Source organism: Cryobacterium sp. LW097, from assembly GCF_002205495.2.
In the GTDB taxonomy this organism is placed as follows: domain Bacteria; phylum Actinomycetota; class Actinomycetes; order Actinomycetales; family Microbacteriaceae; genus Cryobacterium; species Cryobacterium zongtaii.
This window is the reverse complement of record NZ_CP021992.1, coordinates 193,752-208,221: the sequence shown is the minus strand read 5'-3', so window position 1 is coordinate 208,221 and position 14,470 is coordinate 193,752. Positions and strand designations below refer to the sequence as shown.

Sequence of the window (14,470 nt, the reverse complement as noted above, 5' to 3'; positions counted from 1 at the left end):
ACCGCGGCGTGGAGCCCGAATCGTCCTACAGAACGACGACAAGCTGAATGGCAAGGGACATCCCAGATATCTTGTCCTTTGCCGCCTAACTTGTCCGCAGTGACATATTCGTGTCCGTTGTGCCGCCTAACTTGTCCGCGACGGGGCGCGTCGTTCGTCTTTTTCTGTGAGCGGCAGGCGTAGCGTTTTTGCTGTCAGGTCTACATCGCCGGGAGGTGACCGCTCCGACGAAGGTGAGATCGATGTTGCAGAGAGAATTACGACCCTCGCTCGATACGACGGAGTGCCAGCCGATGAGGCCGTGGCCTGGGTGCGCGCGCGTGCCGGGGCAGTGCAGTCGAAACCCCCTGGCAGCGCAAGTTTGTCCGCCATGCCCGGCTAGCGCCCTGACTTGGCGCAGCTAGTTCCGGTGGGTCAGTGTTGGATAGTCGATCACGAAACCGTTGTCGTCCACGGTGAGGTGTGCGCTGAAGTCCCTGCTGAAGCTGGTGTACCTGACGCGGCCGCGATCACCCGTGGGGCCTGAGGCGTAGATCTGATCGCTGCGCAGGACGCGCAGGGACGGCGTCTCCACCCAGGCCATGACGAGCTTCGTCTCCTCGACGTTCTGATCGAGGAGGCCGAGTCTGCGGATTGGCATCGTGTTGGTAACGGGACACAGGCCCAGATCACAATCGATCGCTTCGGCCAGGCTTCCGGGATCAGAAAGTCCCGGCAGCGGCAGGTCGATATCGCCCCTGGAGCTGGTCTCTGCCGCCCAGTGGCCTTGGTCGGATCGAGTCAGGTCGAGTGACCGCGCCCAACCGAACCCGTGCGTGGTCACACGAAGCGCGCGAGTGACCCATCCGGGTGCGACGTCTAGCTCCCAACTCGACGCAAAGCCCTGAGCGCGCGCACCTCCGATCGCCCGCATGGATGATTCCCTTAGCTCGACGAATGCGTGATCGACGCGAGTCGGGTCGTCGATACCCGACCAGGAAAAGAGATGGCTCGTCATGCAACTGAGTCTCACGCACAAACTCGATGAAAGCGAGAACACTCGGGCTCGTCGTCGTCTTGCCCACGCAGTGCGTGCCCAATCGAGCCAGATGAGCATTGGACGAGAGTGCCCCGCCCCAGAAACGATGGTGGTCTCAACGGGTCAACGCATCACCGAACGAGGGGGTTGCAGTGATCTACTGATCAGTCAGGTCCTGTCCGGTAGGTCTCGTCCAGTCGACGTCAATAGCCTCCCGGCCAGCAACAACTCGTACGGCGCCGCCAGGCGCTCGCGCGCGTCGGCGCCAGGGACCCTGCCCCGCTCGCGGTCGTAGCCGGCGGCCGCGGAGATCTGCGTCCAGAAATGCGTCGAATATGCCCGTTGCCCTCGCGGTGCTTTATCACCGGCTGACCCGACGATCCACCCGGCGAAGACGTCATGCAAACCCCGTACCCCGGCTGCGGCTAGGTTCGTATCCATGGAATTCACCGATAGCGAGATCCATCCGTTCCGTTTGCACGTCTCGCAAGCCGATCTAGACGACCTAACGAGTCGATTGACGCACACACGATGGCCGTCCGATCCGCCAGCATCTGGTTGGGCGTACGGCATCCCCGGTGATCTCCTCCGTGAATTGGTCGAGCATTGGACCCATGGGTACGATTGGCGACGTGCGGAAGCGGCCCTCAACGCGTGGCCGCAGTACACAACAGTGATCGACGACACCACGGTCCACTTCGCGCACATCCGTTCCCCCCATCCCGATGCCACTCCGCTAATCATGTCCCACGGGTGGCCGGGCTCTCTGGTGGAGTTTAGCTCTGTTGTGGAGGCGCTCACGGACCCGGTGTCTGTCGGCGGCGACCCCAGTGATGCCTTCCATCTGGTGCTGCCGTCAGTCCCGGGATTCCCGCTCTCGGGTCCGACAACCTCCACCGGCTGGGACCACATCCGAGTGGCTCACGCATGGGCCGAGCTGATGCATCGCCTCGGATACAAGAAGTACGGCGCACAGGGCGGAGACTGGGGCGGGGCGATCTCGCGCGAGTTGGGACGGGTCGACGCCACCCGCGTGATCGGCGTTCACCTCAACCTGCTCCCGGGTTCGGGGGCGACTCGAGAACCCGAAACATCCGAACTCCACGAACTACCCAAAACCGAACGCGAGCGGCTGCAGGCATCGTGGGCACGTGCAAAAGCCTGGGGCGCTGAGCGAGCCGGGTATGCTGAGCTCCAATCGACGCGACCGCAAACTCTGGCCTACGCGCTGACAGACTCCCCTGTGGGGCAACTGGCATGGATCGCCGAGAAATTCTACGAGTGGTCAGAACCAGGCGTTGAGATCGATCGAGACCACCTGTTGACGAACGTGACCCTGTACTGGGTCACCCGAACCGCCGGATCAGCGGCCCGCATTTACTACGAGCGCGCCCACGCACCCTATTGGGGCACGGAGCCCCGGCCGTCGACGACCCCGACCGCACTTGCTGTGTTCGCGCACGAGAACTTCATACCCCTGCGCCACCTCGCCCAGCGTCATGACCACATCGTGCGCTGGACCGAGTTCGATCACGGTGGACATTTCGCTGCGCTGGAACAACCAGATGCCCTCGTAGGGGACATTCGTGCATTCTTCCGGGATCTGCGATCTGAAGCCGCGTCACGGTCCTAGAGGTTCGCGCGAAAAACCCGATTTCGAGGCGGAGCCCCCGGCAGGTGCCACTGCAGGGATTCCACACGAAGTGGCTCGAGTCCCGGCGAGGCATGGTGGCCCGTCTCGCCGGCTTCGACGACCTGGGCCTTCTGCTCCCGCATCCATCCCGGATCCCTTTCACATACCTCGACCCGCAGCACATTGAGACAGATGGTCGCCGGCACGACTCCGCGACTGTCGGGGATACATTCACGACGGCCTACTTGCCCGCCTTGGTCGTCATCTGTGAAAACAAGGACTCCGCACTCCACTTTCTGGAGGTGTCGAGCGCCATCAGCGTCGAAGGAGCGGGATCGGGCGCTACCGCATGCATCTGCTAAATTCAGCTGGCTTCGCGACGCACCCCTGGTCATCCATTGGCGCGACATAGACGTTGACAGGCTTCGCATCCTCGCCCAGTTTCGGAGGGCCGGCATCGCCGCGAGGTCGATGTCTATGGATGTTCCGGCTTACGAGCGGTGGGAAGCCTACGCAACGAACACCAACAAGCGAGGGAACCCGATCTCCGCGGACTCGAGGCCGGCGCCCGCGGTTCTGGAAAATCCTGAGCGTGCGCTGTATCAGCTTCTCAACGACTCGGCATTGCCGAAGTACCGTCGTGTGGAACACGAGCGGATCCCCTTGACGGATGCGCAACCCCGCAGTTCGTCGGATGCAGGGGACGATAGCGCCCTTATGTATGCAGCATTGTCGAAAGTCGTGGGGCGGTGTGGCGACTTAGGGAACGGAGCCGCCTGGGAGTGGCGATGTCCCTTGCGATGCGCAGCCGTTCATCGACATGTGCTATTTCCGATTTGGACAGGTTAGGTGACACAAATCCACGCAGTGCCCGATGCGCAGAGAAGGTCAAAGCACCAGGTTCACGCGGATCGCCGCTGCCAAGTTATGTGGCAAAAGGTCAACTCGAGTGGCACGGGACAGCGTGGATCGCGATAAATGCCCCCTGCGTGCCGGCAGGCTGCGCGTCCGCCCTCGCGGTTGCGGGCGTAGCGTGTCGTCCAGGAAGAATCGGAGAAAACACCGTGGACATCATCCGCTTGCAACCCGCCGGACTCGTCAAGAGTCCGGCGTTCAGTCACGTCGCGATCGTTCCCGCGGGAGCCACGACCATCTATGTGGGCGGTCAGAACGGCGTTGACGACACCGGCACTGTCATCTCCGCGGATATCGCCGAGCAAACCAGCCGGGCGGTCGACAACGTTGTTGTCGCGCTCGGAGCGGCCGGCGCATCCCTCGTCGACGTCGTGCAGTGGACTGTACTAATCGCCGCGGATGCCGATCTCGGCGCCGCCTACGGCGCCATCGCGCCGCGGCTCGTCGGGCCCGGTGTCCCACCGCTGGTGACCGCGGCACGGGTGGCGGGACTGGGAGTACCGGGAGCCCTCATCGAAGTAAGCGTGATCGCGGCCAAACTGCCGTCATAGGACCGGCGGTCACGCGACCGACGGGCCCTTCGGACCACCAGGTCGATGATCACGCCTCCCGCGAGCGCGACCGCGACCGCTACCACGGCGCCCAGCACCGGTTGATCCCGTAACCAGGCGCCGGCGAAGACGCCGACGAGGACCGAGTAGCCGGCCCATGCCACCCCAGACACGGCGCTGAGCGGCACGAAACGGCGTCGGGCGAACCCGCTCGAGCCGGCCATGACGTTCACCGCAACCCGGCCGACGGGCACGAATCGAGCCGTGAGGATGACGGACGCCGCACGCCGGTCGAGGGCGCGGCGCGCACGATCGAGCAGCCGGGACGCTCTCGGCCCGCGTGTCCAACGGAAGCGTTCGAGGTCGACCCGGCGGCCGAGGGAGAACGCCAAGTTGTCACCGACGAACGACCCGATGGCCGCCACCAGGAACACCGCCCAGGGGTTCGGGGTCCCGGTGGCAACCCCGATCGCGGCGACGGCCACCACGACGGGCTCACTGGGCATGGGCGGAAAGAACCCGTCGAGTGCCACGAGCAGCAGAACCACGACGAGCACGAAGGGGGATGCCGCCCAGGAAAGTATGAGCTCGTTGAGCGTCTCCACAAGGATCCGATCTGCCGGGAAGGCCACCTCAGCGCGATGGCGGTGAGGCGGGACTTCGTCTGTCTCCGACGCTACGGAAGCGCTCCAGCACGCACCATCGAGCTGGCTCCCGTACTCGCAGGCGGGCTAACCCCACCATCGCCGCCCGAGGGAGTTGTCTAACGGGTGACTCCTAGAGCCTCCTCGGCAGCACGAGCCCGTTGTCGTAGGCGGCGATGACCAGCTGCGCGCGGTCCCGCGCGGTTAGTTTGCTCAGCAGGTGCGAGATGTGTGATTTCACCGTCTTGACCGAAATTGTGAGGTGCACGGCCAACTGGTCGTTGGAGAGACCCCGACCGATCAACCCCAGGACTTCGACCTCGCGGTCGGTGAGTGCGGCTGCCGCTCCGCGCTTGGCCGCTGCTCCCGCGGCTTCGGGCGCGCGGTTCAGGTAGTGCGCCACGAGCCGGGTGAGAACAGACGGGGCGAAGAGCGCCTCGCCCGTGCTGGTGCGGACGATGGCGTCGATGAGATCGCCCGGCTTGCTGTCCTTGAGCACAAAGCCGCTTGCTCCGGCCCGCAACGCGTCAAACACGTATTCGTCGAGCTCGAACATACTCAGCATCAGCACCCGGGCGCCGCGGAGAGCGGGGTTCGAGCAGATTCGTCTGGTGGCCTCGATGCCGTCCAGCCGGGGCATGCGCACGTCCATGAGGATCACGTCGGGGAGGGTGGCCTCAGCGACGTCGACGGCCTCGAACCCGTCACCCGCCTCGCCGACGACCAGGAGTCCGGCCGCGGCGTTGATGACCTGGGCAAGACTACGGCGCAGGAGCAGCTGGTCGTCGACCAGGACCACCCTGATGGGCCGGGCGGGCGCGGTCATGGTTCGTCCCGGTCGGGCAGCCGGGCCTCGAGGCGGAATCCGCGCCCGTGTGGTTCGGCCACCAGAGTGCCGCCGAGGCTCTGGGTGCGTTCCCGGAGCCCGACGAGCCCCTGCCCTGCACCCGGGACAGCCAGCCATGCTGGTGTGGACCCCACATCGGTCACCGTCAGCGTGATGACGGATCCGCTGCGAACCAGCCGCACCCGGACGGCCGTCGGCCCGGAGTGCCGGAGGGTGTTGGCGAGTGCTTCGCGCACGATGACGATGATCGCGAGCTGCACGCCCGGCGACACGTCGCCGAGGTTTCCACCGTCGAACTCGACGGCCAGGCCGTTTCGGGTCGCTCCGGCGATGAGTCCGGGCAGGGATTCGAGGCTGTCCACCGGCAGCCGCGGCGCGGGGTCGTCGGTGCGGCGCAGCACCCCGAGCATGCGGCGCAATTCCACCGTCGCTTCCCGGCTGGCCGTCTCGATGTCCCCCAGCGCCTGCAACAGGGTGGCACGGCTCTCACCGTGGTCGTCGAGGTGCTTGGCGGTGGCCGCGCGAACGGTGATCAGGCCCAGCCCGTGCGAGACGATGTCGTGCAGGTCACGGGCAATCTGGAGGCGTTCGACCGCCACAGCGCTCGCCGCTGCCCACTCGGTGAGCGCGGCCTCGTGGGCATCGCGCTCGGCGCGAAGGGTGACAAGTGCCCACACCGAAATCGTCACGGTGGCGGCGATGATCCCAATCGGGAGGCTGACCGCGAGCGCGCCCGTCACACCGAATGTGACGGAGACGAGGAGCACGGCTGTCAATGCGGCGATCGCGAGAGGCGCCGCCCGGGATCGCCGTGCCGGACGCTCCCCCAGTGTCATGCGCCCGAGTCTACTGAGCGGCCGAGTCGGGGGCATCGGACCCAGGTCTGACAGTCCTGGGCCCGCCGGCAGCTGCACAGCGCCGCCCTGGGTCGGATGCGTGCCGCGCTGAGGCCCACTTCACTGGAAGGACCGGCCGTTCCCCGGGCAGAGAGGCAGGCATGATCAGCATCGAGCACATCCACAAATCGCATGGTCGACGGGAGGTGCTTCACGGCATCAGCTTCCAGGCCCGGCCCGCTCGGGTCACCGCGTTCCTCGGCCCGAACGGCGCCGGGAAGAGCTCGGCGTTGAGAATCCTGCTCGGTCTGGACCGGGCCTCATCCGGTCTCGCGCTGATCGACGGAAAACGCTACCGCGACCTCGACCGCCCCATGAGGACGGTGGGTGCGATGTTCGACGGCCCGGGTGCCAGTGCCGGGCGCTCCGCACGGGACCATCTCCGGTGGATGTGCACGAGCAATGGCATCGCGCCGAGCCGGGTGCCGGAGGTGCTCGCGATCGTGGGGCTTGAGCGCCACGCAAAGGACAAGGTCGGCACGTTCTCGCTCGGAATGGGGCAGCGGCTGGGGATCGCGTCTGCGCTCCTCGGATCACCGGCGACCCTGGTGCTCGACGAGCCCACGAACGGCCTCGACCCCGACGGGCTGCGTTGGCTGCGGTCATTCCTGAGAGGCCAGGCCAACGCCGGGCACACGGTTCTGGTGTCCAGCCACCTCATCACGGAGATGGCCGATCTCGCGGACGACGTGGTGGTCATCAACGACGGGAGCATCGTTGCAACCGGGAGTGTCGCCGCCGTGCGCGGCAGCCGGCCCTCTCTGGAACACGCGTACTTCGCCCTGACCGACCCCGGTCTCCTCCCGTGAACGGCCTTCTCCTGGGGGCGTCCGGGAACCGGGTCGGGGCCGAGGTGGTCAAATTCACCACAACCACGGCACTGTGGATGCTGCCCGTGCTGACCATCGCCCTCACCGGTTCGTTGACCTACCTCGCGGGCCGCTCGGAGGTGGCGGCAACCGGGGGCGACCTGGCCGGGGCAACCTCGGCGACCAACCCGCAGCTGTACTCCGCTCAGCCGTTGCCCGTGGAGTATCAGGGGTTCGACATGATGAACATCGGGCTCATCCTGATGATCGCGCTCGGCGCACTGTATGCCGGCAGCGAGTACCGTACCGGGCTGCTCCGCAGCTCCCTCATCGCTGACCCGCACCGGCTCCGACTCTTCGCCACCCGGACTGCGGTTCTCGCTCTCGTGGTCGCGGTGACCGCCAGCGCGGCGATGGGTGGCGGCACCGTGCTCCGGCACCTCGCGCTCGGCGACCAGGGTCTGGACCCGCTGGCCTTTCCGCCGCTCGTGTGGCGAAACATCGCCGGCGTCGCACTGACCTGGACGGCACTCGCCCTGCTGGCGTTCGCGATCGGCGTGCTGGCCCGCAACGCGATCCTGCCGCTGGTCGTCATCGTGCCGCTGTCGGTAGGCCTGGGCGACTTTCTCACCACCCTGTGGGCACCCGCACGATTCGTCCCGCCGGCCGCCGGCGCCAGCCTGTACACGCCGGCGGACGGCACCCACCTTGGCGCAGCGGCCGGCGCGATCGTGCTGGTCGCGTGGGTTGTCGCTAGCCTCACACTGGCCGGGATCGTGTTCCGGCGCCGTGATGCGTAGCCGGGGCGGAGCGCTCATGTATCGAGCGATCGCCGCGGAGCTGACGAAGATCCGCACGCTCCCCGCCGCCCTGGTGACGATCAGCGCCGCCCTCGTGCTGCCGCCGGCGCTGTCTTTCGCGATGGGGCTGAATGTCGCCGCCTCCCGCTCACCGGCCGCGACCGGCGACGACACGGGCGGGTTCGAGGTCGCCGGCTTCGGCCAACCGCTCGTCATCCTGCTCGCTGCACTCATCGTCGGCTGCGAGTACCAGAACGGTCTGCTTCGCAGTTCCCAGCTGGCCGTCCCGAACCGGCTGCGGCTCCTGGGCGCGAAGGCGATCGTCGTCGCCGCCCTCGCCTTCCTGCTGGCGGTCGTCGCCGTCGGGTTGGGCGTCGCCGTGCGTCAGGTATCGACCGGGGGAGCGGGCATCGCCGAGCTGGAGCTCACCCCGGCGATGACGCTGAACCTGCTCATGGTCGGCCTGAACTGGACCTGCATCAGCCTCATCTCGGCCGCGCTTACGGTTCTCGCCAGGTCCATCCTGCTTCCGGTGATCGTCCTAATCCCCCTGGTCCTGGGGCTCGGGGTGGCGCTGGTCGGTCTGCTCCCCTGGCTGAAGTTCACCCCCGACCTCGCGGGGCTGCAACTCATCTCGCGGTACCCGGGCATGGGGCTGCTTGAGCCACTCCCCGGCGGTGTCGTCATGGTCGCCTGGGTCGTCCTGCTCCTGGCTCCCGCGTTCGTGCTCTTCGGTCGTCGGGATGCCTGATCCGGAGCCGCTCAGCGCCGGCCGAGCCTGGCGGGAACGGGCAGCCGCACGACCAGGGCGCCAGGATCAACACTGAACCGACCGGCACGGGTCTCGCCGACCGGGTCACCGTCAATCTCGGCGAGCACCGGGCGGTCGAGCTGAAACCCGAAGTCGCGACCCGACCATTGGCGCAGCGATGCGGCCCCGTTGCGGATCCGCGCGGCGACCTCGACCGCCACGCCCAGCCAACCGGCAACGACGTTGGGCCGCAGCACCACCAGGTCCAGTCGTTCATCGTCAACCTTCGCGCCGGTGGCGAGTTCGATATTGGCCACCACCGAGCTGCAGTTGCAGGCCAACACCATGAGGCACTCGTGGCTCGTATGCTCCTCACCGTCGACAGACAGGGTCACCCCGAATCCCTCGCGGAACATCGTCGCTCCACCGGCGACGACATAGGCGCCCCAGCCCACCTTCTTCTTGAGGCCATCATCGGTCTGCGCCATGATGTCGGCGTCCAGGCCGACTCCGCCCATGACGACGAACACCCGTTCTTCGCCATCGTCGAAGGTAGCCAGTCCCACGTCGATGGCGTGGTTCTGCCCCAGGAACGCGATCTCCAGGGCGTCGTCGAGAGAATCGACCGGGATGCCCAGGTTGCGGGCGAGCAGGTTTCCCGTGCCGCTGGGGAGCAGACCGCACGGCACCGAGGTGCCGCGCAACACGCCCGCTGCCGCCCGCACCGTGCCGTCGCCGCCCATGACGCAGACGAGGTCCGGGGCAAGCGCCAGTGCCGACCGGGCCGCGGCGACGCCCGAATCATCCCTGTTCGTCTCGAACCACAGGGGGTCATCCCAGCCGAGGCGGCTCGCGGCGGCGCCAACCCGAGCCTTCGTTTCCTCAAGATCCGGGAACTTGCTCGGATTGATGACGACGGCGACGGACGGGGTTCGACTTCGCGAGGCATCCATACGCGCACTATAGAACGGTCCGGCCGCACGGGCGGCAATGCGCGATCGACCGGGCTAGGCTGCCGGGGACGCCGCGCCGATCCCATATTGTTGAACACGGGATGCCCGGGGGCACGGTGAGGAGGCAACATGGTCGATCGTGCAATAGCCGTCGGCGCGTGGGAGTCGCTGTTTCGCGCCCAGGTCGCCATCATGCGCAGCCTGGCCGAGGACTTCCCGTCCCGCGAGATCTCCTTCAACGAGTACGACGTGATGTTCAATCTGTCCCGCCAGCCCGAACGCAGCATCCGGTTGCGGGAGTTGAACAAGCATGTGTTGCTCACCCAGCCCAGCGTGAGCCGGCTGGTGGACCGCCTGGCGTCCAGGGGCTACGTGCTCAAGCACGCCGACCCCGACGACGGTCGCGGCGCCATCGTGCAGCTGACGGATGCCGGCTTCGCGCTCTTTCGGCGGGTGGCGCTGGACCACATGGGCTCGATCAGCACGCGGGTGGGCGACAGCCTGAGCGACGATGAACTCCTGCAGCTCACCGCCCTGTGCGACCGGCTACGGCTGGGACCGGACCAGCCGGTCTGAGCCGCCGCGGGTGGCGGCGAGGCAAGGGCCCTACCCCTCACCTCGCCGTGGCACTCCCTTGCAGGACTGCCATCTCGGCCAGACGACCCGAACGCTGCCTGACTGAGAATCCGGGTGGCGCGTTGGACAAAACTAAGGTTAGCTCAGTTTTGTGCCCGCTGCGGCGCTGCGGGAATCTCGCCGAGCGCCACCGCCCCTGTGCAGGCGGAGGCCGCAAGCGTAATCTGCCCGACAGGAGGTGCGTTATGCGCGCAGCAGAGAACGACCGGATCATCATCCGCGGCAAAACCGATTCAACGCCTGACCGGCACGGCACCATTCGCGAGGTCCGCGGCCCCGAGGGCGAGCCGCCCTACCTGGTCTCCTTCGACGACGGTCACGAGACCCTGGTCTTCCCCGGCACCGACTTCGTGGTCGAGCACGCCCGCTGACCGGCGCAACCGTTGCCGCAGCGGATAACTGCGCCTGGCGTACCGGGCGCAGTTGTCCGCACGGGCACCAGTTGCCGGCGGCTACCCTCAGGTATGCCCGATCCCGACCTCCGCTCCCCCGCCACCGATCCGGCCGGCGGACCCGTCGCCGCGCGCGCTGACGATCTGATCGACCGGCTCCGGGCCTGGATGCCGCTCGCACCCGGGCAGGCCGTGCTGCGGGACGAGTACCTCGGGTTCGTCCTCGGCTCGCCCGAGGCGGCGCTGGAACGCCACGGCGGACCCGAACACGTCACCGGGAGCTGCTTCGTCTTCACCCCCGACCTGGCGCAGGTGCTGCTGTGCTTTCACAAGAAGGGCCGGTTCTGGGTGCAATTGGGCGGTCACGTCGAGGCGGCCGACGGCTCCGTTGTCGACACCGCCCTCAGGGAAGCCCGCGAGGAATGCGGAATCGACGACCTCGATCCGGTCGGCGGCGGCATCCTGGATCTGGACCGGCACAACCTGGGTGACGGCTTCAGCTGCCGTACGCACTGGGACGTGGGCTTTGCGGCGATCGCCAGACCGGAGGCCGCCCCGGTGGCGAGCGATGAAAGCGACGATGTCGCGTGGTGGCCGGTGGATGCGCTGCCGCAGAACGTTCCCCCGCAGTTCGCGCTCCGCCTGGCCGGTGTGCTCGCCGAGCTCGGCAACCAGGAGCGGGCGACGCACTAAGCCCCGACCGGGGGCGGTCAGCCGAAGGCGTGGAGGCCGAGGTCGACGCTGAGCCGATCGCTCACGAGACGCCCGCGCACACTGGTGCCCTGCGCGTCCAGCGGCGGGCTGACCACGGCGGCGCCGAGCCGGCCGGGTGCTGCCAGCACGATGGCGCCGGAGACGCTCGACTTCGCCGGAATCCCGACGCTTTGCATCCACCGGCCCGACCCGTCGTAGACCCCGCAGGTGGCCATCACCGACACGACGTCGCGGGCGATCCCGGCCGGCACCACCCGCTCGCCGGTAACGGGGTTCACGCCCCGGCAGGCCAAGGTCGCGCCCATCACCGCGAGGGCCCGGGCGTCGACGAGCACGGCGCAGGCCCTGGCGTACACTTCCACGGCGTCGTCGGCACTGACCCGCAGGGTGCCCTCCGACCGCATCAGGTGCGCCAGAGCGTGGTTGCGGTCGCCGAGTAGGTGTTCGGTGCGGGCGATGCCCTCGTCCACCTCGAGCGGGCGCCCGGCGAATGCCGACAGGCCCCGCAGGATGCGGTCGTTCCGGGCGGCGACGTCGTCACCGTCGACGAGGGCGGCGGTGAGCAGCGCCCCGGCGTTGACCATGGGATTCGGTGGGCGGCCGGTGCCGCTTTCGAGCTTGATGGCGTCGAAGGCCTCACCGGTCGGTTCGATGCCGATGCGATCAAACGCTTCTCCGTGGGTATCCAGCAGGGCCAGGGCGAAGAGGAAGGGCTTTACGGCCGACTGCACACTGAAGAGCACGTCGGCCTGTGCACTGCTCCGCACGGTGCCGTCCGGCAGCACGAGCGCGATTCCGCACAACCCCGGGTCGGCGTCGGCCAACTGAGGGATGCTGTCATCGACCGCTCCCCCGGCTTCGGAGACCACCCGGTCACGGAGCGAATCGAGGTCGTACGTGCGAGGGTCCGAGGAGCGGCTCATCAACCCATCCTGTCACGGCCGGAAACGACGAAAGCGGCCCACCGAAGTGAACCGCTTTCAATCTGTGCGCCCGAAGGGATTCGAACCCCCAACCTTCTGATCCGTAGTCAGATGCTCTATCCGTTGAGCTACGGGCGCAGTGATGAATTCGGGACCGAAACCCTCGAAGACAACTTAGAAACTATAACAGTTATTTTGAGCCCTCTGGTGCGCCTAGGGCCCTCCAGCTGTCCAATTGCGCCAGTTGGCGCTTCAGGGCGACCTGTCGATACGAGGTATCCACCAGTTCCGCCAACTCCACCCAGTCGGTCCGGGGTGAATCGAAGTCGATGGCGAGCCAGCCGGCCGGGCCGAAATAGGGCGGGATGAAGAAGCGCGCATCCTGCACGAGGGCCCGCCGCTCCTCGGGGTCGGGCTTGAAGACCATGCTGTGCGGCCGGTCCATGCTCGCACCGACGGTGACGAAGATCTTCTTGCCGGCACGGAAGGTGGGCCGCCCCCAGGCGAGCACCTCGACGGCCTCGGGGAAGGCCAGGCACAGGGCGCGCAGGCGCTCCAACGCGGCATCCGGTTCGTCGAAGAGCAGCGGATGCTCCATGACTACCCGGGCTCCCCGACAGCCGCGACCGGCGCATCCGTTGTGGGCACGGCCGTGCGGATACCCAGCCAGGAAACGATGCCGCCCGCGAACATCAACGCGGCCACCAGCATCATCGCGCGCTGGAAGCCGGCGACATCCAGCGCAGACCCGACGATGGTGCCGGTCAGGGCGATCGCGACGAGGCCGGCGACGCGGGCCACGGCGTTGTTGATCGCCGAACCGATGCCCGCCTGGCCGGAGTGGATGGAGCCGAGCACGGCCGAGGTGAGCGGCGCCACCGTGATCGCCAGGCCGAGTCCCACCAGCACAATTCCCGGCAGCACCTGCAGGGCGAAGTTGACCGGCGGTACCGCCGTGGTCACCAGCAGGAAGCCGGCACCGGCCACGAACGGGCCGATCGTCATGAACAGCCGCGGCCCGTGTTTACCGGCCAAGGTGCCGAAGAGGGTGGCGAAGAGCAGCATCATCACGGTGGCCGGGATGCCGGCGAGCCCCGCGAGGGTGGCGGAGAAACCGCCGACCTCCTGGAGGTAGAGGGCGAAGAGGAAGAAGCCCAGGTTGAGCGCGGCGTAGATCCCGACGGTGGCGATGTTGCCCACGGCGAAGTTGCGCACCCTGAAGAGGCCCAGCGGCATCATCGGCTGCGGGGCCCGCGCCTCCCACCAGAGGAAGGCTGCGAACGCGATCAGGCCGATGGCCATCGGGAGGTAGACGACGGGGCTGCCCCAGCCGAACCGGCCCTTTTCGATCAGGGCGAAGACCGGCCCGCCCAGCCCCACCACGGCCAGGCAGGCGCCGAGCACGTCGACGCGGGCGCCTACGGCAGGCCGGGTCGGTTCCTGAACGCGGCGTAGCAGGAACATCGTGACGGCGATCGGAATGACGTTGATGAAGAAGACCAGCCGCCAACTCACCGCATCCACCAGGATGCCGCCGAGCAACGGGCCGGCGATGCCGGCGACCCCGGTCCAGCCGGTCCAGGCGCCGATGGCCTTGCCCTGCGCGACACCGCGGAAGGTGGAGGTGATCAGGGCCAGCGAACTGGGAACCAGCAGCGCCGCCGCCACCCCCTGAAGCAGTCGGGCGATGACGAGGAGGACTCCGGTGGGCGCCAATCCGCAGGCCAGGGAGGTGATCCCGAACCAGATCAGGCCCGCGCGCAGCACCCGCACCCGGCCGAAGGTATCGGAGAGCGACCCGGCCACCAGGATCAGCGCGCCCAGGCTGAGCAGGTAACCGTCGACCACCCACTGCTGCAGCGGCAGGCCGCCGCCGAGTTCCCTGGAGATGGCCGGCAGAGCGACGTTGATGATCGAGCCGTCCAGGAACGCCACGAATGACGACAGGATGGCCACAATCAGAATGCGCCGTTGGCTGGAGGTCACCC

17 protein-coding genes, 1 tRNA gene and 1 pseudogene are annotated in these 14,470 nt (G+C 67.4%); 10 read left to right on the top strand and 9 right to left on the bottom strand.

Features of this window, described 5'->3' with window-relative positions:
- Positions 1-400 precede the first annotated feature (400 nt).
- The gene (locus B7495_RS00985) at positions 401-997 is read right to left on the bottom strand and encodes a putative glycolipid-binding domain-containing protein (RefSeq protein WP_088454942.1); all 597 of its coding nucleotides are present in this window, start codon (positions 995-997) and stop codon (positions 401-403) included.
- A 460-nt stretch (positions 998-1,457) separates the two neighbouring features.
- On the opposite strand from B7495_RS00985, the gene B7495_RS00975 reads away from it, so the two are divergent.
- From B7495_RS00975 to B7495_RS19580, 4 genes and pseudogenes are all read left to right on the top strand, one after another.
- Positions 1,458-2,651: an epoxide hydrolase family protein gene (locus B7495_RS00975; protein ID WP_088454940.1), complete on the top strand. Its 1,194-nt coding sequence runs from the start codon at positions 1,458-1,460 to the stop codon at positions 2,649-2,651.
- Between the two features lie 44 nt (positions 2,652-2,695).
- Complete coding sequence (locus tag B7495_RS19590) at positions 2,696-3,013, top strand: hypothetical protein (protein ID WP_121678460.1); 318 nt, start codon at positions 2,696-2,698, stop codon at positions 3,011-3,013.
- Entirely contained in the window at positions 2,919-3,500 is a 582-nt protein-coding gene (locus B7495_RS19585; protein ID WP_121678459.1) for a Wadjet anti-phage system protein JetD domain-containing protein, read from the top strand. Before B7495_RS19590 ends, B7495_RS19585 begins: the two co-directional genes overlap by 95 nt.
- Positions 3,440-4,042: pseudogene (locus B7495_RS19580) on the top strand (RidA family protein); the annotation flags it as partial. The gene B7495_RS19585 and the pseudogene B7495_RS19580, both read left to right, overlap by 61 nt.
- Here B7495_RS19580 and B7495_RS19575 read toward each other — a convergent pair.
- From B7495_RS19575 to B7495_RS00945, 3 genes are all read right to left on the bottom strand, one after another.
- Positions 3,985-4,623, bottom strand: coding sequence for a DedA family protein (locus B7495_RS19575; RefSeq protein WP_370028251.1), 639 nt, complete (start codon positions 4,621-4,623; stop codon positions 3,985-3,987). The pseudogene B7495_RS19580 and the gene B7495_RS19575 overlap by 58 nt on opposite strands.
- A 271-nt stretch (positions 4,624-4,894) precedes the next feature.
- The gene (locus B7495_RS00950; RefSeq protein ID WP_088454937.1) at positions 4,895-5,587 is read right to left on the bottom strand and encodes a response regulator transcription factor; all 693 of its coding nucleotides are present in this window, start codon (positions 5,585-5,587) and stop codon (positions 4,895-4,897) included.
- A complete protein-coding gene (locus B7495_RS00945) occupies positions 5,584-6,444 on the bottom strand; it encodes a sensor histidine kinase (protein ID WP_088454936.1) in 861 nt (286 codons plus the stop codon). The genes B7495_RS00950 and B7495_RS00945 overlap by 4 nt, the downstream gene beginning before the upstream one ends.
- Positions 6,445-6,605: 161 nt before the next feature.
- On the opposite strand from B7495_RS00945, the gene B7495_RS00940 reads away from it, so the two are divergent.
- From B7495_RS00940 to B7495_RS00930, 3 genes are read left to right on the top strand one after another with little or no spacing between them, the layout of a single operon-like run.
- On the top strand, positions 6,606-7,313 hold the full coding sequence (locus B7495_RS00940) for an ABC transporter ATP-binding protein (RefSeq protein WP_088454935.1): 708 nt from the start codon (positions 6,606-6,608) through the stop codon (positions 7,311-7,313).
- Positions 7,310-8,113 (top strand): hypothetical protein, encoded by an 804-nt coding sequence (locus tag B7495_RS00935; RefSeq protein WP_088454934.1) that lies wholly within the window; start codon positions 7,310-7,312, stop codon positions 8,111-8,113. Before B7495_RS00940 ends, B7495_RS00935 begins: the two co-directional genes overlap by 4 nt.
- Before the next feature lie 16 nt (positions 8,114-8,129).
- Positions 8,130-8,864: an ABC transporter permease gene (locus B7495_RS00930; RefSeq protein WP_166788793.1), complete on the top strand. Its 735-nt coding sequence runs from the start codon at positions 8,130-8,132 to the stop codon at positions 8,862-8,864.
- Positions 8,865-8,875: 11 nt separating this feature from the next.
- Here the strand turns inward: B7495_RS00930 and B7495_RS00925 are convergent, their stop codons facing one another.
- Complete coding sequence (locus tag B7495_RS00925; RefSeq protein WP_088454932.1) at positions 8,876-9,817, bottom strand: diacylglycerol kinase family protein; 942 nt, start codon at positions 9,815-9,817, stop codon at positions 8,876-8,878.
- Positions 9,818-9,946: 129 nt separating this feature from the next.
- On the opposite strand from B7495_RS00925, the gene B7495_RS00920 reads away from it, so the two are divergent.
- The 3 genes from B7495_RS00920 to B7495_RS00910 all read left to right on the top strand — a co-directional run bounded on the left by B7495_RS00920 (position 9,947) and on the right by B7495_RS00910 (position 11,538).
- Entirely contained in the window at positions 9,947-10,393 is a 447-nt protein-coding gene (locus B7495_RS00920) for a MarR family winged helix-turn-helix transcriptional regulator (protein ID WP_088454931.1), read from the top strand.
- Positions 10,394-10,638: 245 nt separating this feature from the next.
- A complete protein-coding gene (locus tag B7495_RS00915; RefSeq protein ID WP_088454930.1) occupies positions 10,639-10,824 on the top strand; it encodes a DUF1918 domain-containing protein in 186 nt (61 codons plus the stop codon).
- 93 nt (positions 10,825-10,917) lie between these two features.
- Positions 10,918-11,538, top strand: coding sequence for an NUDIX hydrolase (locus B7495_RS00910; protein ID WP_240632333.1), 621 nt, complete (start codon positions 10,918-10,920; stop codon positions 11,536-11,538).
- A 17-nt stretch (positions 11,539-11,555) separates the two neighbouring features.
- On the opposite strand, the gene glsA is transcribed toward B7495_RS00910, so the two are convergent.
- The 4 genes from glsA to B7495_RS00890 all read right to left on the bottom strand — a co-directional run bounded on the left by glsA (position 11,556) and on the right by B7495_RS00890 (position 14,468).
- Positions 11,556-12,482 carry a glutaminase A gene (gene glsA / locus B7495_RS00905; protein WP_088454929.1) on the bottom strand — a complete coding sequence of 309 codons (927 nt, stop codon included), beginning with the start codon at positions 12,480-12,482 and terminating at the stop codon, positions 11,556-11,558.
- 65 nt (positions 12,483-12,547) lie between these two features.
- A tRNA-Arg gene (locus tag B7495_RS00900) sits at positions 12,548-12,620 on the bottom strand.
- Positions 12,621-12,672: 52 nt separating this feature from the next.
- Positions 12,673-13,080, bottom strand: coding sequence for an MmcQ/YjbR family DNA-binding protein (locus tag B7495_RS00895; RefSeq protein ID WP_088454928.1), 408 nt, complete (start codon positions 13,078-13,080; stop codon positions 12,673-12,675).
- A 2-nt stretch (positions 13,081-13,082) separates the two neighbouring features.
- Complete coding sequence (locus tag B7495_RS00890; RefSeq protein WP_240632332.1) at positions 13,083-14,468, bottom strand: MFS transporter; 1,386 nt, start codon at positions 14,466-14,468, stop codon at positions 13,083-13,085.
- Between the last annotated feature and the right edge of the window lie 2 nt (positions 14,469-14,470).